We start from the raw sequence: 18097 nt of genomic DNA, 5'->3' as shown, positions 1-18097 counted from the left end.
CTGAGCTACGGCCCTGATAGTGCAAATTCACAAATGCCAACGACAACGTTGACATGGGTGCGGTTCGCCTCGCGGCGTAACCATCCGGGGCTCGGGAAAGCCTAGCAACAGAAACGGCACCTCCGGGTGCCGTTCCCATTTCAAATCTTTGGCCTTCTTAGCGACTGCCGATCACCTAACAGAAAGACAAAAACAAATGTCAGAAATTCAGATGGGCGGCTACATCCGGGTCCCCAAAGGAACAATCGTTTACCCGAGGGGTGACGGCGTTGAGGCTCCGTCCACACGCGATCAGGTGGTGAAGGTCACGAACATCTTCGATGTGGACGTCAAAAGCGACAACTTCTACCTGCTGCTTCCGGACGATATGCGGCTGCGGTACTTCGAAGCGAATGGAGGCAAGCGCCCCATTGATCCGGACATTCTGGAGTTTGCAGATCGCCTCACCAAAGGCGACTACCGGGCGGTGGAGTGGTCGAGCAAGTGGGCGCTGATCGCCAATGTTCAGCCCACCGAGCCCCCCACGCGTGCCAAGACGACAAAAAAGGCAGAGAAGCCAGAGAAGAAGCCGCTCACCAAGGAGCAGCAGATGGTGATCGGATCCCTATGGCGCTTTACTCAGGATGCGGAGCTTCGCTACAAGGTTCGTAACCCCGCATACGCTGCCATGCGTGACGATATCGAGAACAGCCTCCGTCAATTGCCTTCACACGCGCGGACGCAGACCGTTGACGCGAAGCTGAACGAGCTTGGCATCGTGGATCACATTGATGAGTCCTGGGGCTCCGTGACGGCAGGCGAGACCTTCACGGTTCGTGCCAAGCTGACCTCGGGCTTCGCAGGTGGGCAAGATGTACCGATGCTGTTCCGAGGCGAGAAGTTTACGCTGCCCTACGCCAGCCTTGAGCCCTTCATCGAGCTGGTGACGGAACGTTAACATGTGCGAGCCGGGTCAGCCGACCGTTACGGTTGGTGGGATCATGGACCCGGCGAGAGGCCAATCTACGGACGCTGGATTTAAGCGGCCTGAGGCCACGAGGACCTTCTCTCCGCCTCAAGAAGTTGCTCCGCCTTGCGCGTGAACTCACGACCGGCCAGACCCGGGGCAATCGGATCGAGATAAGAAACCGAAATTGTCCCCGCTCGCTTGTAGGGCCGGTCGGGTCCCCAGAAGTGGCCTGAATTCAGAGCCACAGGAAGAACCGGTCGGCCGAGCTTGGCATAGAGCAACTCCACCCCGCGCTTGAACTCGATCGGCTCGGAGACCGGCTTTCGAGTCCCCTCCGGAAAGATCAGCACGGAGCGGCCTTGCGCCAGCGCGGCCTGGCTCTCTTCAACCATCTTCTTTACGGCCTTCGAGCCGCTCTCCCGGTCGATCAGGATCATCGGCGACTTGCGCAGGAACCAGGAGAAGACAGGGATCGTCAGCAGTTCCCGCTTGGCGATAATGGCAACATCCGGAAACAGGGTCAGGAACGCGAGGGTTTCCCACGTGGACTGGTGATTGGCGATGATCAGGCAGGGCCCGTCAGGGATATTGTGTTGACCCCGTTCGGCGTAGGTCAAGCCGACGAGCCACTTCAAGTTGACTAGGACACCGCGGGCCCACAAGCGCGATGCCAGTCGAACGCCACGCTCCGGGGAGCCACACAGCCAAAGGATCGCCAGGACTGGCACGAACAGTCCCGTCCAGACGGCCAGCAGAAGGTCAAAGAGAGTAGAGCGGATTCGCTGCACGGCGGTTTGCTTCCTTAGATTGAATCAGCGGTCAACGGCTGACGATGCCCGCGCGCCATGTCCGGCATCAACAGCACGGATCTGGGACTCGCCCGCGGCGCGCTCCGTCCCGCGCGTGGTATTCTTGATTCTGTAGCTGAACTTGCCGTTGCTCTCGGGCATCAGACGAACGACTTCATTGACGCCGCTCGTGCGGTCGGCAAAGTGCGTGCCAGCAGCATGAACCGCCTGGTCAATGGAATACTTGCGACTCAAGAGAAACCTCCTGTGATCAATTGAGAGACATCGACCGGGGAACCGTATGAGCTCGAATCGGCAGAACATGCTCGACCTCGGCATCGCACTGCTGGTCGATGATTTCGGCCAGCACCATCGTGTCGTCCTCACTCATCGCGCTGACCGGGTAGATCTGATACTCGCTGTTACTCTCGACGACGACAGCGTCGCGGTCGAACCGCAGCACGCAGTTGATCTGGCGCATGAGCCATTCCGGTACGCGGTCGCCGGCCTCGAACATCCAAGTCTTTTCAAGCATCGTGACTTGTTCCTCGGCGTTCCGCGGCGCCTTACCGGCGGCGGAACTGCGGACGGCGCGGAGCACCCGGACGGGGAGCGCCCGAACCACTGTCCTTGTGACGGAAGATGAGCCGGCCCTTGTCGAGATCATACGGCGACATCTCGACGGTGACGCGATCACCCGCGAGCGTTTTGATGCGGTTCTTCTTCATCTTGCCGGCCGTGTATGCGACGATCTCGTGACCGCTTTCGAGCTTCACGCGATAGCGAGCGTCCGGCAGGATCTCGACGACCTCGCCTTCAAATGTAATCAGTTCTTCCTTAGCCATTGCAAAACCCTTCAATAGAAACAAAAAATCCGCTCCCGAAGGGACGGCCTTGCCAAGGGGCGTGGGATGCCGCGCCGCTTGTTTCACCGGCATTTACGCCGTTTTGATGTTGTTGACGGCGACCTTGCCGCTGCGACGGTCCTCGGTGGTGTCGAAGGACACCTTCTGGCCTTCGCGCTGGCCGCGGATGCCAGCGCGCTCGAGCGCGCTGGCGTGGACGAACACGTCCTTGTCGCCGTTATCGGGCTGGATGAAGCCGAAGCCTTTTGGGTGGTTGTAGAGCTTAACGGTGCCCGTAAGCATGGGAGTATCCTTGGTAGACTTGATGTGCACGTGAGCCAAGAGCGTGCGACGGCACGCCCTCACACTCGGGTTCGTCGATGTTTGGGAGAGTTCTGAACGTGCGCCTGGCAGACCAAGGCATAACGGCCCGATTATCCGGCCAAAGTCGATAATAGAGATATAGGGGACAATCAAAGATTTACAAGCGGGCCACTGCTTGGAAGCGGCCAAAGACCAGTGAGGAGCTCGCAATTTACTATCACTGGCCGCCAAGAGGTTTTCTGATGGAAACCCACAACCGGTCCACCTCATCGGAAGTGATCATGATTGCATGAAAGGATTGCTGTGCGGCAGGCCGGTTCACGCTAGACGGGTGAGCGCGTGATCTTCTTGATCGGAATGCGCGGTCGGCCGGCTTTCTCGGCAATGGCATTGTCCTGCTCCTCTATGGTTTTCCGGGCGGGCTCATCGCCGTCAAGCCCGCCCAGAAATGAGCGTGGGACACGGCGGTTCGAGCTGCGGGAGCCATCCTCGTAGAGAATGTCGAAGAGGGCATAGCCGCTCTCGAGTGGCTTTGACTTCTTGCGGGCCAATGTTCGTGGTCCTTTTCCTTGGCTCGACGCACCAGGATGCTGCGTCAGCAAAAAGCGCGGAAGCCGCCTCGGGTGAGGCGGCTTCCGTTACAATGTGGGTGACTGGAAAGTTTGATCAGGCCGTCTGCAGGTTCCCAGCCGACTCCTTGCCGGTGCGGCGATCAGACTCGACCTCGTAGGAGATCTTCTGTCCCTCAACCAGGCCGCGCAGACCAGCGCGCTCCAGGGCCGACGCATGGACGAAGACGTCCTTGCCGCCATTGTCAGGCTGAATGAAGCCATAACCTTTTGTCTCATTATACCATTTCACCGTGCCTGTCGCCATGGCGAGTTCCTTTCCCTGTTCATGATGAGGCCAAAATGCACTAGTGCCTTGGCTCAAAGAGTATCGATACTTGGGGAGATCGCCCGTGCAGGTGCACGGTAAGGCGCAGCAGCTCAGTCGTCGGCCAGTTTCGATGTCGGGACAATAGGATGGCTCCGTTGCCGTTACAAGGCACGAACTCAATCTACTTCGTGCAAGCGTGCACTTTGCCTGAAGGTCGGCTGATGGCGTTGGTGCCTGGCGGCACACCGAAGCCGCCGGCGTCTCTCCATGACGGGGCTCAAGCAACACGCACCGATACTGGCTTGCCGGTCCGGATCATGCGGTTGAGGACCTCGATTGCGAGCGCCACCTCAGCCCTGCTGATTGGGATGGGAACGCGCCCGCAGCCCGGCCTCGTACCTAGGCCAGTTTGGGACCCGGTCTTTGGCTCGGAAGCGGGGATGGCGGACGTACGTGGGCATGGGCACACTGCACTGATGTGGCAAGTGGGGCTGTAACAGCGCACCCGATCAGCCCGGTGCCTCCTACCTCCATGCACCAACGCCACGCTGAGGTACAATCGCGCGACGGACGCTCCGTCGCCGGCCGGCCAAGCCGAAATCGATATCGGTCGTCAACCTATGTGATTGCCGGTCAGGCTCCAAATCGCCGACGGAACGTCGTCAGGCTTGAGGTGTTGAGTCTGCGACAGGGAGGGATGCTCCCTCATGGATGACTTGCAGGTCTCGAAAGGCGTGCCGGGCCGCGCTTGCCGCCGCGCGTGGCACGGCTCGGTTCTGGGCCTCGTCAGTCTCGGCCTCGCTTCCTGCTCGGGCGGCGTATTGGACCCGATCGGCCCCGTGGGCAGGGGCAATGCCATCATCCTGATCGACGCCACGCTGATCATGCTGGCCATCGTCATTCCGACGATCATGCTGGCCTTCTGGGTGGCGTGGCGCTACAGCGCGTCGAATCCCAAGGCGGAATACCTGCCGTACTGGTCCTATTCGGGACGGATCGAAGCGGTCGTCTGGTCGATCCCGATCCTGACCATCATGTTTATCGGCGGCCTGATCTGGATCGGCTCCTATCAGCTCGACCCATTCAGACCCTTGCCCTCCAAGACCTCGCCCCTCGAGGTGCAGGTCGTATCGCTCGACTGGAAATGGCTGTTCATCTACCCGCAGCAGGGGATTGCGACGGTCAACCAGGTGATGGTGCCGGCCGGGACGCCGGTCCGGTTTTCCATCACCTCGGCCAGTGTCTTCAACGCCTTCTTCGTGCCGCGCCTGGGATCGATGATCTATGCCATGCCGGGCATGATCTCGCAGGTGAACCTGCAGGCCGACAGCGCTGACGAGCTTTGGGGCATCTCGGCCCAGTTCTCCGGCGACGGCTTTTCCGACATGCATTTCCAGGTCAGGAGCGTGCCGGCGGCCGATTTCGAGACCTGGGTGACCAGCGTCCGGGGCTCCGGCCCCAGACTCGACGAGGCCGCCTATGCCGGCCTGCTGCAGCAGACCCAGCGCGTGCAGCCTTCGACCTATGGAGCTATCGACTCCGGGCTCTTCCAGGCCGTCGCCACCCAGAAGATCGCGCCCGGACCGGGGCCGCAGCCCGAGGGCCCGGGGCATGCCGGGCGTGAAGTCTCCACGGGCGGGAAGGATTGACGATGTTCGGAAAACTCAGCCTGTCGGCGATTCCCTTGTCCGAACCGATCCCGCTGATCACCTCCTTCGTGGTCATCCTTATCGCCCTCGGCGCGCTGATCCTAATCACCGTGAAGGGGTGGTGGCCCTATCTCTGGCACGACTGGATCACGAGCGTCGACCACAAGCGGATCGGTGTCATGTACTGCCTTCTGGGAGTCCTGATGCTGATCCGGGGCTTTGCCGACGCGATCATGATGCGCACCCAGCAGGCGGTGGCGATCAACGCGCCGGGATATCTGCCGCCGGAGCATTACAACCAGATCTTCACCGCCCATGGCACGATCATGATCCTGTTCGGCGCCATGCCCCTGGTGCTGGGCTTCATGAACTTTCTGGTGCCGCTGCAGCTCGGCGTTCGCGACGTGGCCTTCCCGACCTTCAATTCGGTCGGATTTTGGCTGACCGCGAGCGGCGCCCTGCTGGTCAACATGTCGCTCTTCGTCGGCGAGTTCGCCCGCACCGGCTGGCTGCCCTATCCGCCGCTCAGCGAAGCGACCTACACGCCCGGCGTGGGCGTCGACTACTATCTCTGGGCCGTGCAGATCTCAGGGGTCGGCACCCTGATCACAGGGATCAACATCGTCACCACGGTGCTGAAGTTGCGATGTCACGGCATGAGCTATCTGCGCATGCCGGTCTTCTGCTGGACGGCACTGGCCTCCTGCCTGCTGATCGTCGCCGTTTTCCCGGTGCTGACCGCGACGCTCGCCATGCTGACCCTCGACCGGTACTTAGGCTTCCACTACTTCACGAATACGGCGGGCGGCAATCCGATGATGTTCGTGAACCTGGTATGGGCCTGGGGACATCCAGAGGTCTATATTCTGGTCCTGCCGGCCTTCGGCATCTATTCCGAGATCTTCTCGACCTTCTCCGGCAAGCCGCTGTTCGGTTACCGCTCCATGGTGGCGGCCACCCTGTTCATCTGCGTCGTCTCGCTGATGGTGTGGCTGCACCATTTCTTCACCATGGGGGCGGGCGCGGCGGTCAATACGTTCTTCGGCATCTCCTCGAGCATCATCGCGGTCGGGACCGGCGTGAAGATCTACAACTGGATCTTCACCATGTACGGCGGCCGTGTGCGTTTCGAAGTCCCCATGCTGTGGTCCATGGGCTTCATCTTCACCTTCGTCATCGGCGGCCTGACCGGCGTGCTGCTCGCGGTGCCGCCGGCGGATTTCATGACCCACAACTCGATGTTCCTGGTGGCACATTTCCACAACGTCATCATCGGCGGAGTGGTGTTCGCGATCTTCGCCGGTCTGGAGTTCTGGTTTCCGAAAGCCTTCGGGTTCCGGCTGCACGAAGGCTGGGGCAAGGCCGCCTTCTGGTTCGCCTTCATCGGATTCTGGGTGACGTTCGCGCCGCTCTACGTTCTGGGCCTGCTCGGCATGACGCGGCGCCTGCAGCACATCAACATCCCCGAATGGGCCCCCTGGCTCTACGTGTCCGTGGCCGGTGTCGGAATCCTCATCCTGGGCGTGATCTCGCAGGTCGTGCAGCTCGTGGTCAGCATCCGCGACCGCGAGAAGCTGCGCGACGTGACGGGCGATCCGTGGGACGGCCGTTCGCTTGAGTGGGCCACCCCCTCGCCCGCGCCCTTCTTCAACTTTGCCGTCATGCCGAACGTCGAAGGAGAGGAGGCCTATTGGGGGATCAAGCTGCGTGCTGTGGAATCCCAGCAGCTGGCCGCGGAGCCGAAATACGAGGCGATCGAGATGCCGGTGCACAGCCCGGTCGGCATCTACACGGCCTTTTTCACCTCCGTCTTCGGCTTTGCGATGATCTGGTACATCTGGTGGCTCGCCGGCGTCGCGCTGGTGGCGGCCTTCGCGGGATTTGTCGTCTTCGCCTGGCGTGACGTGCACGAATACGAGGTGCCGGCCGAGGAGGTGGCCCGCGTGGATCGTGCCCGCCGCGCGGCCCGCGAAGCCCTGCTCGACCGGCTCGACCGGCAGGGGGCACTGCCATGACCGACCTGGAACTGCCTGCCAGTGTGGAAGCCATCCGCCGCATCCGCGAAGACCCTCACCGGCTCGGACATCGCGCCCATGGTCACCGAGAACCCATCGCAGGCGCCGGGCATGGGGCGACCGGCCCTGCCCACAAGCGGATCATCGTGGGTTACGGCTTCTGGATCTTCCTGCTCAGCGACATCATCATTTTTGCCTGCTTCTTCGCGACCTTCGCCGTGCAGAGGGAAGCAACGGCCGGCGGACCGACCATTGCGGAGATCGTCGATACGCGCCGGGTCGCCCTGCAAACGGCGGCGCTCCTGCTCTCGAGCTACACGTGCAGCCTGTCATTTGCCGCCACCAATGTCAGGGACCTGCTGCGGACCCAGGTCTTCCTCCTGCTCACCGGACTCCTGGGCCTGGCCTTCGTCCTGATGGAGGCGCTGGAATTCATCGAGCTGGCCAACCAGGGCTTCACGCCCCAGCGCAGCGGCATGCTGACGGCCTTCTTCGGGCTCGTAGGCTGTCATGGCCTGCATGTCACCGTGGGCGGCCTCTGGCTGGCCACCATGATGGCGCAGATCCAGATCAAGGGCTTTCGTAGCGAGATCATTCATCGGCTGATGTGCTTCAACCTGTTCTGGCACGCCCTGGATATCGTCTGGATCGGCATCTTCACCATCGTCTACCTTATGGCGAGCGTCGCATGAGCAATCTCGAGTTCGACCCGCACCTCTATACCGCCTCCCTGGATGACCGGGAGGACCATGCCCCGGGGGATGAGCCGGAAGAGAGCGCCGGCCATTGGGTCCGCAACGCCAATCTGGGCCTCGGCTTCTCCATCGTGCTCACCGCTGCGGCCTTCATCGTGGCCGGTTCGCAGTTCATTTACGCGCCAGCCATTCCGGTAGCTTTGATCGTGCTCGCCATCGCCCAGATGGGCGTGCACTTGGTGTTCTTTCTCCACATCACGACGGGCCCGGACAATACCAACAACGTGCTGGCGCTCGCCTTCGGCATCCTGGTGGTCTTCCTGATCGTTGTCGGGTCGATCTGGATCATGGACAACCTGAACCGGAACATGATGCCGATGGAGCAGCAGATGCAGATGCAACCGTAAGCGCACGGGCTACGGTCAATAAGCCAAGGAGATGGCATAGGTCAAAGATGTGGTCGGTGGCTCCGCCATGTCTGTGTAGTGCTCATCCATGCAACAAAGCGTCCGTATGAACTTGGAGCATTGGCCACGAAAATGCCCTCGACTTTCCGGCAAACTATGACTTCACGGTCGGTTCGAATGGATGGGACATAGCATGAGCAGGTGGGCCCAAATCGACGCGTCGGAAGCTGGTCCACCGTTTCGAAGTCCCGTCATGAGCTGGAACGAGTGGGATCCGCTCGAGGAAGTGATCGTCGGACGGCTGGAGGGAGCCACCATCCCGTCGAAGCATGTCACCGTCACCTTCAACCTGCCGCCCTTAGGGGCCAAGCTCTACGGGCTGGCCGCGGGGTGGAAATACCCGCGCTGGATGGTCAAGCTCGCTCAGAAGGAACTCGACGAGTTCATCGGCATTCTGCAAGGCGAGGGCGTGCGGGTTCGAAGGCCGGAGGTCGTTGACTGTTCGCGGCTCTTCCGCAGTCCGAATTGGAGGTCCCGGGGGTTCTGCGTCGCTTGCCCGCGCGACGGATTTCTGGTGATCGGAGACGAGATCATTGAGACCCCGATGTGCTGGCGCTCGCGCCATTTCGAAGGAGATGCCTACCGACCGTTGTTCAAGGACTATTTCTCGAACGGCGCCCGTTGGACCTCGGCCCCGCGGCCGCAGCTGACGGACGACCTTTATGACTATGCTTACCGCGTGCCGGGACCGGGCGAGCCGATGCGCTATACGGTCAACGAGTTCGAGCCTGTCTTCGATGCTGCAGACTTCGTGCGCTGTGGCCGCGATTTGTTCGTGATCCGCTCGAACGTGACGAATCGCATGGGAATCGAGTGGCTGCGGCGCCATCTCGAGGAGGGGTTTCGCATTCACGAGATCGAGAGCCGTTGCCAGCAGCCGATGCACATCGATTCGAGCTTCATGCCCCTTGCTCCAGGAAAGGTTCTGGTCAATCCGGACTACATCGATATCGACCGTCTCCCGCCAATCCTGAAGGGTTGGGACATCCTCGTGGCGCCGCGCCCCGATCCGGTGGAAGGAATCATGAGCCGCATTTCGATGTGCAGCCCATGGACTAGTATCAACGTCCTGATGCTGGACGAAAGGAAGGTTGTGGTCGATCGCTCTCAGACTACACTCATCAGGGCTCTGACAGACTGGGGCTTCGACCCGATCCCATGCCCGTTTCTGAACTACGGTCCGTTCGGAGGGTCATTCCATTGTGCAACCCTGGACATCCGTAGGCGCGGCACGTTGCAGTCCTATTTCTGACCGGGCGCGGAGGCATGCTCCCTGACCGAAGAATAGGAAAAGGGACATGATGGTTTCGAGACGTACACTTTTGATGCTCATCGGCGCCACCGTAATGGCGCGCCCGCCTGCAGTGACAGGGCAGGGCGACAATCCCGCCACCGCCCGCGTGAGGGCCTTCTATGACAGCCTGCGAAGCGTGACCGCCGGAGCCCCTGGATCCGATCCGAAGCAGCGCACTACCGCGCTGTCCCAGACGATGATGCAGACTTTCGATATTTCCGCCATGACCGGCACGGGATGGGCTTGCATATGATCTTGATCGACGGCCCTTCGGCGCTCGAGCGTTCCGGAGTTCCCAATCCGCTCGCTGCGGGCGAAGAACGCGTTCTCCACCATGCGCCTTGGCACGCCGGAACCTACATCGCTCTTTCGCGCCACTCCGATACGCACCTCATCCGTTTCCAGGATCTGGCCCGATGAGGGGGCGCGCGGGACGGGCCCGCCTGCTGATCGTCGCATCCTGCATTGCGGGCATGATCGTCTTGCTGTCCTTGGTCGCCTGGGCTGGGCTCGGCCAGATCGTGAGCGCTCTCGATCGGATCGGCTGGGGTGGCTTGGCCTGGATCTGCCTTCTCCAACTCCCCGTCATGGCCCTTTGCGCCGCTGGGTGGTGGTGCGTGTCTCTTCGCGCGAGCTACGGCGCCTGCCTTATGGCCCGCTGGATCCGCGATGGGGCCACAAACCTCGCCGCGATGGTTCCAGCCTTTGGAGAGGCAATCGGCGCGCGTGTCCTTGCGCTGCTTGGGCTTAGCGGTGGTACGGCGGGAGCCAGCATTGTCCTGGACATCGCGGCCGAGACCTTGGCACAGGCCCTGTATGCGCTCATGGGTCTCATTCCTTTGTCGTTCTATGTCAGCCGAGAGGACATGATGCGCTGGGCTGGGATCGCAGTCGGCGCCGCCACTCCGGTCCTCATCCTGTTCTGGTCCGTGCGCTACCGGGGAGCCCTGCGCCTTGCGCAATGGGCTGAAACGCAGCTAGCAAGCCTGTTTGGCCTTCGCGACGAGGCTGGCTCGCGAAGCATCCTGCAGCCGCTCCGGGAGATCTATGGTCAGCGCCAGCGTGTATCGGCTGCATTTCTCTTTCACGTAATGGCGTGGATTGCTGGCGCGATCCAGATTTGGGCCGCAGCGCACCAGCTCGAACGGCCGCTCGGACTGGGAGCTGCGCTGGCAGTCGACAGCCTCGTTCAAGCGGCGCGCGCAGCTTTCTTCATCGTCCCATGGGCTGCGGGCGTACAGGAGGGAGCGCTCGTTCTCGCGGGCGCCGCCGTCGGCCTCGATGCCCCGAGCGCTCTGGCTATCTCTCTGGTCCTCAGGGCACGCGATCTCGTCCTTGGAGCACCCGCCATCCTGGCATGGGGCGTTCTCGAGTGGTGGCATGCCGCACGCGATGATCGCCCGGCAGAAGCCGGCGAGCAGAGTTTGCCTGCCAAGGTGATCAAGCGGCTCCGGCACTGAAGCGCTCGCTCCTTCGCCTTTAGAGCATCGTGCGCAAAAGTGGCCCCGGTTTTGCGCACGATGCTCTCATCAAAGGAAGAAAGCATCGGATGATCCTAAAAGTGGAATCCACTTTTGGGTCCGAGGCTTTAGCTCCCTGTCACTGAGTATCTTGGTGTGAGACGGCCGGTTCGCCGTCAATAAATGCCGCAACCAGAGGCAATCTCGTGCAGCGGCACCGTCAACCTGTCAGAGAAGGTCGTACTTACCTGGGTTCAGATCAGGATTAGGCGGCACTCGCGATGCCAGTCACCTCGGTCCAGACTCGGAAGGCGCGAGTTCGGGCCAGACGATGATCGGCAGCATCGGTGCTGAGGTACTGTCATATGTGGACGCTCCCCTTTGACAAGGGATTTGTTGACGTGTGTGCACGGTGGTCGGGTGTAGTCATATGTCCGGCCTGTTGGTGCAACTCATCTGACCGCTGGTCCTTCTCTATTCGGCACTTCCAGGTCAAAGACCTTCTTTGCAGCAGCCGGTCAGTATGAGCTCGTCAGTATAGGCAAGTAAACACCGAATTAACGGCAGAGCCCAGCAGGATGGTTTGTCGATCATTGCTTATCCGTTCCGATCAGCGAAGATACGCCATCTCATATTTGCCTCTCTTTGCTGGTCTCCGGGCGCACCTTGCGCTGATCCCGGGCAGGATTGGACTCGCGCTTCTCCAGTCCCTCAATAGGAGCTCAATTTTCGCGCTGGCTCCTAAAAGAGATTGACTAGCGCAATCAACAATAACAGAATTGAATTCTGTTGGGAGGAATTTTTAGATGACGAATAGCGACGCCGCGCTTGTGGTTGAACAGAGGGAGGTTACCCGCGTCCTTATGCTCAATCGTCCGAAACAGCTCAACGCCATGGACAGCGGACTCTACGAACTGCTGACGAAGGCGCTGATCGAAGCAGATCGCGACGATACGGTGCGCGTGATCCTGGTCCATGGTGCTGGCCCCTCGTTTTGTGCGGGCGCCGACACCAAGGAGTTCGAGCAGCTCACGCCTGACAAAGCTGAGCTCGTCGCTTCCCGAGCCGCCCTGACCTATAACCTGCATAAGACCATCCCCGCTTTGGCTAAGCCAGTCATCGCCGCGATTCATGGCTATGCCGTCGGCGGCGGAGCCGGCCTCGCATTGGCGTGCGACATAGCCATTGCGGAGGAGGGGGCCAAGATCGGCTATCCTGAGATCAAGCACGGCCTGGTTGCTGCTGTGGTCATGGCGAATCTGACCAAGCAACTCGGCCGTAAGGCTGCATTCGATCTTGTCGCGACCGGCAGACTGGTGGGAGCGCAGGAGGCAGCGACGCTTGGTATGGTGACCCGCGTTGTCCCCGCCGGGGCAGCCTTTGAGGAGGCGCTCAAGACCGCCGCGATGCTTGCTGAGCGGGTGCCTCAGGCCCTGCAGGCCGCCAAGAAGCTATTCCACGCAGTCGCCGATGTTCCGCTGGCCGAGGGGCTTGAGCTGGGACGACAGGCCAATGAGGCGATGCGGGCCTATCGCGCTGAGATGCTGAAGGGCTACGGCCAGGCCACGCGCGCGGCGAAGTCCGCATGACCGCGCCGGATGTTGTAGCGGCGGAGGTGCCGCCGATCTTCACGCACTGGACCGAGGACCGGATCAGAATTTCTGATCTCGATTTTCAAAAGCATGTCAACAACGCGACCTTCACGGCGCTTTTTGCCAATGCGCGGTTCGATTTCCTCTCCAAAGTCGTGCGGCCGCTGATTGGGGCGGATGACCAGTTGGTCATCGCGCGGCTGGAAGTCGACTTCAAGGGCTCGCTCGCCTATGGCGAGCCGGTCAAAACCGGCACGGCTATCGCACGCGTTGGCACGCGCTCGCTCAATCTCGCTCAGGTGATGAAGCAATCCGATCGGCAGGTCGCGCTAGCCAAGGCGGTCTTCGTATTAGTCGATGGCACAACTCGGCAGTCGGCGGCATGGCCTGAAGCCGTGCGCCGGCTTGTGGAGAACCGTGACGCGCTTTCGTTTTGACAGAATTGCATTCCATCTAATAGAAACTAACGTAGAATGTTGTCGGACGCGGTTGCGTCCTGACGCGAGGGTGACGTGGAAAACTTTACGACAGCCGATGAGGCCCTATCCGCGGTGACGCGCTGGTGGTCGACGCAGCTTATTGAGATCAAACCGGGGCAAATCACGCTGCATGGCCGCCCGATTGAGGAGCTGATCGGAACGACCGGTTTCGCCGGCATGATCTGGTTCATGCTGAAGGGCAGTCTGCCGGGGGCGGCCGAGGAGCGCCTGTTAAACGCGGCTCTGGTAGCCTCGGTCGATCATGGGCCGCAGGCGCCCTCTATAGCCATTGCCCGCATGGCAGCAACCTGTGGAGTTGGCATCAATAATGCCATGGCTTCTGGCATCAACGCGCTCGGCGATATCCATGGAGGAGCCGGTCAGCAATGCCTCGCCTTCTATCAGAGCTTTCTGGACCCAGACTCGCGACGGCCCGTGGGCGAGGATCTCGTGTCGCGCGTCGAGGCCGAAGTCCGCGCCGCCATCGCTGCCCGGCGGCCAGTGCCCGGCTTCGGCCATCGCTTCCACCCGGTAGACCCGCGCACCGGACCATTGTTGAGCCTCGTCGAGAAGGCGGTGGCTGAAGGGGCGGTCGAGGGGCGCTTTATGGCCGTCGGCCGCACGGTTGAGGCAGCGCTGGCGGCAGTGAAGGGCAAGCACTTGCCAATGAACATCGACGGGGTCACCGCCGTGATCTTCGGCGAGCTCGGTTTTGATCCGCAGACGGCGCGAGGCCTGTTCATTCTCTCCCGTTCCGTCGGCATCCTGTGCCATGCGCGGGAACAGATGAGCCAGGGCGGACGCATTAAGGGGCCGATGCCGCCCGGCATCCCCTATAACTACACGGGACCTGCCAGGGGCCGGCAGGATGGTGACGCATGAGCAGAGGTCCTTTGCACGGTCTGTCGGTACTCGATTTCGGCCATACGGTGATGGGCCCCTCCTGCGGAATGATTCTCGCCGATCTCGGCGCGGATGTGCTGAAGATCGAGCCCTCCCCTGGCGGTGATCCGACGCGCCGTCTCAAGGGCTTTGGCACTGGTTATTTCGGCTATTTCAACCGCAACAAGCGTAGCCTCGCCGTCGATCTGAAGTCGCCCGAAGGGAATGAAATCGCGCTTGACCTGGTCGCGCGGGCGGATGTGCTGATCGAAAATTTCGGCCCCGGCACCATGGATCGGCTCGGCCTTTCCTATGACGTGCTGGCGCGGCACAATCCTCGCCTAATCTATGCCAGCCTGAAGGGTTTCTTCGATGGACCTTATGGCGAGCGGCTGGCGCTGGACGAGATCGTCCAGATGATGTCGGGTCTCGCCTTCATGACCGGGCCGCGCGGCAAGCCGCTGCGGGCGGGGACCTCAGTGATCGACATCGCTGGAGCGATGTTCGGCGTCATCGCTATTCAGGCGGCGCTGCGCGTCCGCGATGAGACCGGACAGGGTCAGCGCATCGGTTCGGCGCTCTATGAATCGGCCGTTTTTCTGATGGGGCAGCATCTCTGCTACGCAGCGCAGAGCGATGAGCCGGTACCGCCGATGCCGAATCGCGTCTCCGCTTGGGCCGTCTACGAGACTTTCGCGGTAGCGGGTGGCGCGCAGCTCTTCATCGGCATTACCAGCGACGCGCATTGGCAGCGCTTCTGCGAGGTGGCTGGGCTGACGGCGCTGGCGCAGGATGCGACGCTTGCCACCAATAATGCCCGAATTGAGCAGCGACCGCGCCTGATCCCGCTCCTGGCGGAGTATTTCTCCGGCCTGCGCTTGGAGGAGGCCGTCTCGGTCTGCCTGCGCTCGCGCATTCCCTTTGCCGAAGTGCGTCAACCAGAGGACTTGTTCGACGATCCGCATCTGATGGCTACCGATGGCCTCATCCCGGTTACATTGCCGAACGGCACTCAGGTCGGCTTGCCGCGCTTGCCGATCGCGATGGAGGGCTTACGCGGCGATGCCGACGATCCGCCGCAGATGGGTGAACACAGCCGCGAGGTGCTGCGCCACCTGGGGCTCGACGAGGCCCGCATCGACGAGTTGATCGCGCGCGGCATCGTTGCCGCTGCGCAGGCGCCGGCCGAGAGCCTTGGTGCCCAGCACCTGCGGGCCTGACGGTTGCGATGAGCGCCGTATCAGGCACGAACGGGCAGGGCACCGACTTCTTCCTGCGCCGCCTGGATGGGGCGGACCAAGGTTGCGTCGAGATCGATCTTGAGCGTGCGGCCGAGCGCTGGCCGGCGCTCGCGACCCTGCCGACGACGCTACTTACGTTCGTCGAGGCGTTGCTGCGCAGTGGCCGTCCGGATAGGGAGGAGCGCATCGATGAGGTCATCGCCCGCGAGACCGACCTCATCTTCTTGCCGCACCGCGTTCTGATGCAAGATTACGCCGGCTTGCCGGCGCTGCTCGACGTCGCCGGCCTGCGAGATGCACTCGCCGAGCGCGGGTTCGATCCGCACACGCTGCAGCTGGCGCGTCCCGTCGATCTCGTCGTGGATCATTCCATCATCGCCACTACTACCGGCCCCGGTGCCGACCGCGCCAATCTGCAGCGCGAATATGCCGGCAATGCCGAGCGCTTCGCCTTCCTGCGCTGGGCCGAACAAGCCTTCCCCAATCTCAGCATCGTCCCACCCGGCCACGGCATCGTCCACCAGATCAATCTAGAGCGGCTAGGCGTGCCGATTCGGGCCGAGGCAGGATGGATCTTTCCCGACAGCCTGATCGGCACCGACAGCCACACGCCGATGGCGGGCGGCCTCGGCACGCTCGGCTGGGGCGTTGGCGGCATCGAGGCGACGGCTGTGCTGCTCGGCCTGCCAGTCACGATCGCACCGCCGCGCACCATCGGCGTGCGGCTGAACGGGCGACCACGTGCTGGGGTCCTGGCCACCGACGTCGCACTGCGACTGACACAGTTTCTGCGTGAGCATGGCGTGGTCGGCGGGCTGGTCGAATTCTTTGGCCCTGGCGCATCCTGGCTGAGTGTGCCCGACAGGGCAAGCATCGCCAATATGGCACCGGAATACGGCGCGACCTGTGCGCTTTTCCCCTTCGACGAGCGTTGCGCCGACTATCTGCGCCTTACCGGTCGAGCGAAGGCCGCCGGCCGACTTGAACGCTATCTCGCTCGCCAGCCGCTGTGGCGGGCGGAGAGGACGCGTCGCTTCGATCTCGAACTGGATTTCGACCTCGCCGAGGTTGGCCGCGGCGTCGCTGGACCGAGCCTGCCGCATCAACTGCGCACGCTCGCTCAAGTGCCGTCGACAATCAAGGCCGCGCATCCATCCCGCGATGAGCTGTCGGACGGCGATGTCGTGCTTGCCGCGATCACCAGCTGCACTAACACCTCCAATCCGGCCGCGATCGTTGCCGCCGGGTTGCTGGCGCGCAACGCGGTGGCGCGCGGGCTGAGCGTGCATCCGCGCATCAAGACCTCGTTCTCGCCCGGCTCGCGCGCCGTGCCTGCTTATCTCGAGGCACTCGGCCTGCTCGCTCCACTGCAGCGCCTCGGCTTCTGGGTTGCGGGCTATGGCTGCATGACCTGCGTCGGAAATTCCGGCGAGCTCGACGCGCGCGTCGAGCAGGCGGTCCAGGCCGAAGGTCTCAATGTCGCGGCGGTACTTTCGGGCAATCGCAATTTCCAGGCCCGCATTCATCCCCTGATCCGCAGCAACTACCTCGCCTCGCCGCCGTTAGTCGTTGCCTATGCGCTCGCTGGCACCGTGCTACGTGACCTCGACCGCGACCCCGTCGCCGAGGCTGCGGACGGGCCAGTCTTCCTACGCGATCTCTGGCCGGACGAGGCGGAGATCGCCGCCGCGCTAGTGCGGATCGGCCCAGCCGGCCACAATTCCGAATCGGGACCGGATGAGGCCTGGCAGGCGCTCTCCGCCGCGTCTGGTGCCTGCTTCCCCTGGGAGACGGGCAGCAGCTATCTGCGACGACCCATCATCGAGACGGCCGCGCCTTCCGACACTGTGCTGACTGGCGCGCGCATCCTGCTCCATCTCGGCGATGCGGTGACGACCGATCACATCTCGCCGGTCGGGCGTATCGCGCCAGAGAGCCCGGCTGGCCTCTGGCTCGAAGCGGGAGGCATCGCGCGAGCCGAATTCAATACTTATGGCGCGCGACGCGGCAATGCCGAGGTCATGCGGCGCGGAACCTTCGCCAATCCTCAGCTTCGCAATTTCGCGGTCGAGCGGCCGGGCTGGTGGGCGCGGCACATGCCGGACGGTGACATCGACACCATCGACGCCGTAGCGGCTCGCTATCGCGCCAGCGGCACGCCGACAGTGATCGTCGCGGGTGAGAATTATGGCATCGGCTCGGCTCGCGACTGGGCCGCGAAGGGCACTTCCGCCCTCGGCGTGCGCGCCGTTATCGCCCGCTCCTTCGAGCGCATCCACCGCACCAATCTAGCTCTGGCTGGCGTGCTACCGCTGCAATGCGAAGATTTGCCCGATCTCACCGGCAATGTGACGCTGGATATTTCGGTTGCTCCAGACGCCGTCGCGCCCGGTGCCATCCTACCTCTGGAGATCTCGTGCGGGGTCGTGAGAGGTCAAGCCACTCTGCGTTGCCGGCTCGATACAGCCTTCGAAGTCGAATGCTGGCGGGCCGGGGGCATGCTGGCGGCCGCGCTAGCGCGGCCGGCGGGCTGAAGGC

At 62.3% G+C, this 18097-nt stretch carries 21 protein-coding genes; 14 read left to right on the top strand and 7 right to left on the bottom strand.

The genetic code is table 11. From position 1 onward, the window contains the following. Nucleotides 1-196 precede the first annotated feature (196 nt). Complete coding sequence (locus AB4Y97_RS20085; protein WP_442000815.1) at nt 197-937, top strand: hypothetical protein; 741 nt, start codon at nt 197-199, stop codon at nt 935-937. An 80-nt stretch (nt 938-1017) separates the two neighbouring features. Here AB4Y97_RS20085 and AB4Y97_RS20080 read toward each other — a convergent pair whose 3' ends face one another. The 7 genes from AB4Y97_RS20080 to AB4Y97_RS20050 form a co-directional block, all read right to left on the bottom strand. Beyond that, a complete protein-coding gene (locus AB4Y97_RS20080) occupies nt 1018-1737 on the bottom strand; it encodes a lysophospholipid acyltransferase family protein (protein WP_442000814.1) in 720 nt (239 codons plus the stop codon). A gap of 24 nt (nt 1738-1761) precedes the next feature. Then, nucleotides 1762-1992: a hypothetical protein gene (locus AB4Y97_RS20075; protein WP_442000813.1), complete on the bottom strand. Its 231-nt coding sequence runs from the start codon at nt 1990-1992 to the stop codon at nt 1762-1764. A gap of 16 nt (nt 1993-2008) precedes the next feature. After that, nucleotides 2009-2272 carry a hypothetical protein gene (locus AB4Y97_RS20070; RefSeq protein WP_442000812.1) on the bottom strand — a complete coding sequence of 88 codons (264 nt, stop codon included), beginning with the start codon at nt 2270-2272 and terminating at the stop codon, nt 2009-2011. A gap of 31 nt (nt 2273-2303) precedes the next feature. Further along, nucleotides 2304-2582: a translation initiation factor IF-1 gene (infA, locus tag AB4Y97_RS20065; protein ID WP_203446296.1), complete on the bottom strand. Its 279-nt coding sequence runs from the start codon at nt 2580-2582 to the stop codon at nt 2304-2306. A gap of 93 nt (nt 2583-2675) precedes the next feature. After that, complete coding sequence (locus AB4Y97_RS20060; protein WP_442000811.1) at nt 2676-2885, bottom strand: cold-shock protein; 210 nt, start codon at nt 2883-2885, stop codon at nt 2676-2678. A gap of 344 nt (nt 2886-3229) precedes the next feature. Continuing rightward, entirely contained in the window at nt 3230-3457 is a 228-nt protein-coding gene (locus AB4Y97_RS20055) for a hypothetical protein (protein ID WP_442000810.1), read from the bottom strand. 115 nt (nt 3458-3572) lie between these two features. Beyond that, nucleotides 3573-3782 carry a cold-shock protein gene (locus tag AB4Y97_RS20050; RefSeq protein WP_442000809.1) on the bottom strand — a complete coding sequence of 70 codons (210 nt, stop codon included), beginning with the start codon at nt 3780-3782 and terminating at the stop codon, nt 3573-3575. 710 nt (nt 3783-4492) lie between these two features. Here AB4Y97_RS20050 and cyoA point away from each other — a divergent pair. From cyoA to AB4Y97_RS19985, 13 genes are all read left to right on the top strand, one after another. Further along, complete coding sequence (gene cyoA, locus AB4Y97_RS20045) at nt 4493-5434, top strand: ubiquinol oxidase subunit II (RefSeq protein WP_442000808.1); 942 nt, start codon at nt 4493-4495, stop codon at nt 5432-5434. A 2-nt stretch (nt 5435-5436) separates the two neighbouring features. Then, a complete protein-coding gene (locus tag AB4Y97_RS20040) occupies nt 5437-7449 on the top strand; it encodes a cbb3-type cytochrome c oxidase subunit I (protein WP_442000807.1) in 2013 nt (670 codons plus the stop codon). Then, nucleotides 7446-8141, top strand: coding sequence for a cytochrome c oxidase subunit 3 (locus tag AB4Y97_RS20035; RefSeq protein ID WP_442000806.1), 696 nt, complete (start codon nt 7446-7448; stop codon nt 8139-8141). Before AB4Y97_RS20040 ends, AB4Y97_RS20035 begins: the two co-directional genes overlap by 4 nt. After that, nucleotides 8138-8551 (top strand): cytochrome o ubiquinol oxidase subunit IV, encoded by a 414-nt coding sequence (gene cyoD / locus AB4Y97_RS20030; protein ID WP_442000805.1) that lies wholly within the window; start codon nt 8138-8140, stop codon nt 8549-8551. The genes AB4Y97_RS20035 and cyoD overlap by 4 nt, the downstream gene beginning before the upstream one ends. A 193-nt stretch (nt 8552-8744) precedes the next feature. After that, nucleotides 8745-9863 (top strand): amidinotransferase, encoded by a 1119-nt coding sequence (locus AB4Y97_RS20025; protein ID WP_442000804.1) that lies wholly within the window; start codon nt 8745-8747, stop codon nt 9861-9863. Between the two features lie 46 nt (nt 9864-9909). Continuing rightward, nucleotides 9910-10158, top strand: a complete 249-nt coding sequence (locus tag AB4Y97_RS20020) for a hypothetical protein (RefSeq protein ID WP_442000803.1) — start codon at nt 9910-9912, stop codon at nt 10156-10158. Then, entirely contained in the window at nt 10155-10325 is a 171-nt protein-coding gene (locus AB4Y97_RS20015) for a hypothetical protein (protein ID WP_442000802.1), read from the top strand. The genes AB4Y97_RS20020 and AB4Y97_RS20015 overlap by 4 nt, the downstream gene beginning before the upstream one ends. Then, complete coding sequence (locus AB4Y97_RS20010) at nt 10322-11365, top strand: lysylphosphatidylglycerol synthase domain-containing protein (RefSeq protein WP_442000801.1); 1044 nt, start codon at nt 10322-10324, stop codon at nt 11363-11365. Before AB4Y97_RS20015 ends, AB4Y97_RS20010 begins: the two co-directional genes overlap by 4 nt. 806 nt (nt 11366-12171) lie before the next feature. Beyond that, on the top strand, nt 12172-12954 hold the full coding sequence (locus tag AB4Y97_RS20005) for an enoyl-CoA hydratase/isomerase family protein (protein ID WP_442000800.1): 783 nt from the start codon (nt 12172-12174) through the stop codon (nt 12952-12954). Then, complete coding sequence (locus AB4Y97_RS20000; protein WP_442000799.1) at nt 12951-13394, top strand: acyl-CoA thioesterase; 444 nt, start codon at nt 12951-12953, stop codon at nt 13392-13394. The genes AB4Y97_RS20005 and AB4Y97_RS20000 overlap by 4 nt, the downstream gene beginning before the upstream one ends. Before the next feature lie 75 nt (nt 13395-13469). Beyond that, nucleotides 13470-14318, top strand: coding sequence for a citryl-CoA lyase (locus tag AB4Y97_RS19995; protein ID WP_442000798.1), 849 nt, complete (start codon nt 13470-13472; stop codon nt 14316-14318). Then, the gene (locus AB4Y97_RS19990) at nt 14315-15538 is read left to right on the top strand and encodes a CaiB/BaiF CoA transferase family protein (RefSeq protein ID WP_442000797.1); all 1224 of its coding nucleotides are present in this window, start codon (nt 14315-14317) and stop codon (nt 15536-15538) included. The genes AB4Y97_RS19995 and AB4Y97_RS19990 overlap by 4 nt, the downstream gene beginning before the upstream one ends. A gap of 8 nt (nt 15539-15546) precedes the next feature. Then, nucleotides 15547-18093 carry an aconitate hydratase gene (locus AB4Y97_RS19985; protein ID WP_442000796.1) on the top strand — a complete coding sequence of 849 codons (2547 nt, stop codon included), beginning with the start codon at nt 15547-15549 and terminating at the stop codon, nt 18091-18093. Nucleotides 18094-18097 lie beyond the last annotated feature (4 nt).

The organism is Microvirga sp. 2TAF3, from assembly GCF_052114965.1.
Classification (GTDB): Bacteria; Pseudomonadota; Alphaproteobacteria; order Rhizobiales; family Beijerinckiaceae; genus Microvirga.
The sequence above is the reverse complement of the archived record's forward strand: the minus strand, read 5'-3'. Positions and strand labels throughout refer to the sequence as shown.

Excerpts from the sequence above, each read along its gene's own strand:
- AB4Y97_RS20085 (WP_442000815.1), top strand. The coding sequence starts at position 197 with ATGTCAGAAATTCAGATGGGCGGCTACATCCGGGTCCCCAAAGGAACA.
- AB4Y97_RS20070 (WP_442000812.1), bottom strand. The coding sequence starts at position 2,272 with ATGCTTGAAAAGACTTGGATGTTCGAGGCCGGCGACCGCGTACCGGAA.
- infA (WP_203446296.1), bottom strand. The coding sequence starts at position 2,582 with ATGGCTAAGGAAGAACTGATTACATTTGAAGGCGAGGTCGTCGAGATC.
- AB4Y97_RS20060 (WP_442000811.1), bottom strand. The coding sequence starts at position 2,885 with ATGCTTACGGGCACCGTTAAGCTCTACAACCACCCAAAAGGCTTCGGC.
- AB4Y97_RS20050 (WP_442000809.1), bottom strand. The coding sequence starts at position 3,782 with ATGGCGACAGGCACGGTGAAATGGTATAATGAGACAAAAGGTTATGGC.
- cyoA (WP_442000808.1), top strand. The coding sequence starts at position 4,493 with ATGGATGACTTGCAGGTCTCGAAAGGCGTGCCGGGCCGCGCTTGCCGC.
- AB4Y97_RS20040 (WP_442000807.1), top strand. The coding sequence starts at position 5,437 with ATGTTCGGAAAACTCAGCCTGTCGGCGATTCCCTTGTCCGAACCGATC.
- AB4Y97_RS20035 (WP_442000806.1), top strand. The coding sequence starts at position 7,446 with ATGACCGACCTGGAACTGCCTGCCAGTGTGGAAGCCATCCGCCGCATC.
- cyoD (WP_442000805.1), top strand. The coding sequence starts at position 8,138 with ATGAGCAATCTCGAGTTCGACCCGCACCTCTATACCGCCTCCCTGGAT.
- AB4Y97_RS20025 (WP_442000804.1), top strand. The coding sequence starts at position 8,745 with ATGAGCAGGTGGGCCCAAATCGACGCGTCGGAAGCTGGTCCACCGTTT.
- AB4Y97_RS20020 (WP_442000803.1), top strand. The coding sequence starts at position 9,910 with ATGATGGTTTCGAGACGTACACTTTTGATGCTCATCGGCGCCACCGTA.
- AB4Y97_RS20015 (WP_442000802.1), top strand. The coding sequence starts at position 10,155 with ATGATCTTGATCGACGGCCCTTCGGCGCTCGAGCGTTCCGGAGTTCCC.
- AB4Y97_RS20010 (WP_442000801.1), top strand. The coding sequence starts at position 10,322 with ATGAGGGGGCGCGCGGGACGGGCCCGCCTGCTGATCGTCGCATCCTGC.
- AB4Y97_RS20005 (WP_442000800.1), top strand. The coding sequence starts at position 12,172 with ATGACGAATAGCGACGCCGCGCTTGTGGTTGAACAGAGGGAGGTTACC.
- AB4Y97_RS20000 (WP_442000799.1), top strand. The coding sequence starts at position 12,951 with ATGACCGCGCCGGATGTTGTAGCGGCGGAGGTGCCGCCGATCTTCACG.
- AB4Y97_RS19990 (WP_442000797.1), top strand. The coding sequence starts at position 14,315 with ATGAGCAGAGGTCCTTTGCACGGTCTGTCGGTACTCGATTTCGGCCAT.
- AB4Y97_RS19985 (WP_442000796.1), top strand. The coding sequence starts at position 15,547 with ATGAGCGCCGTATCAGGCACGAACGGGCAGGGCACCGACTTCTTCCTG.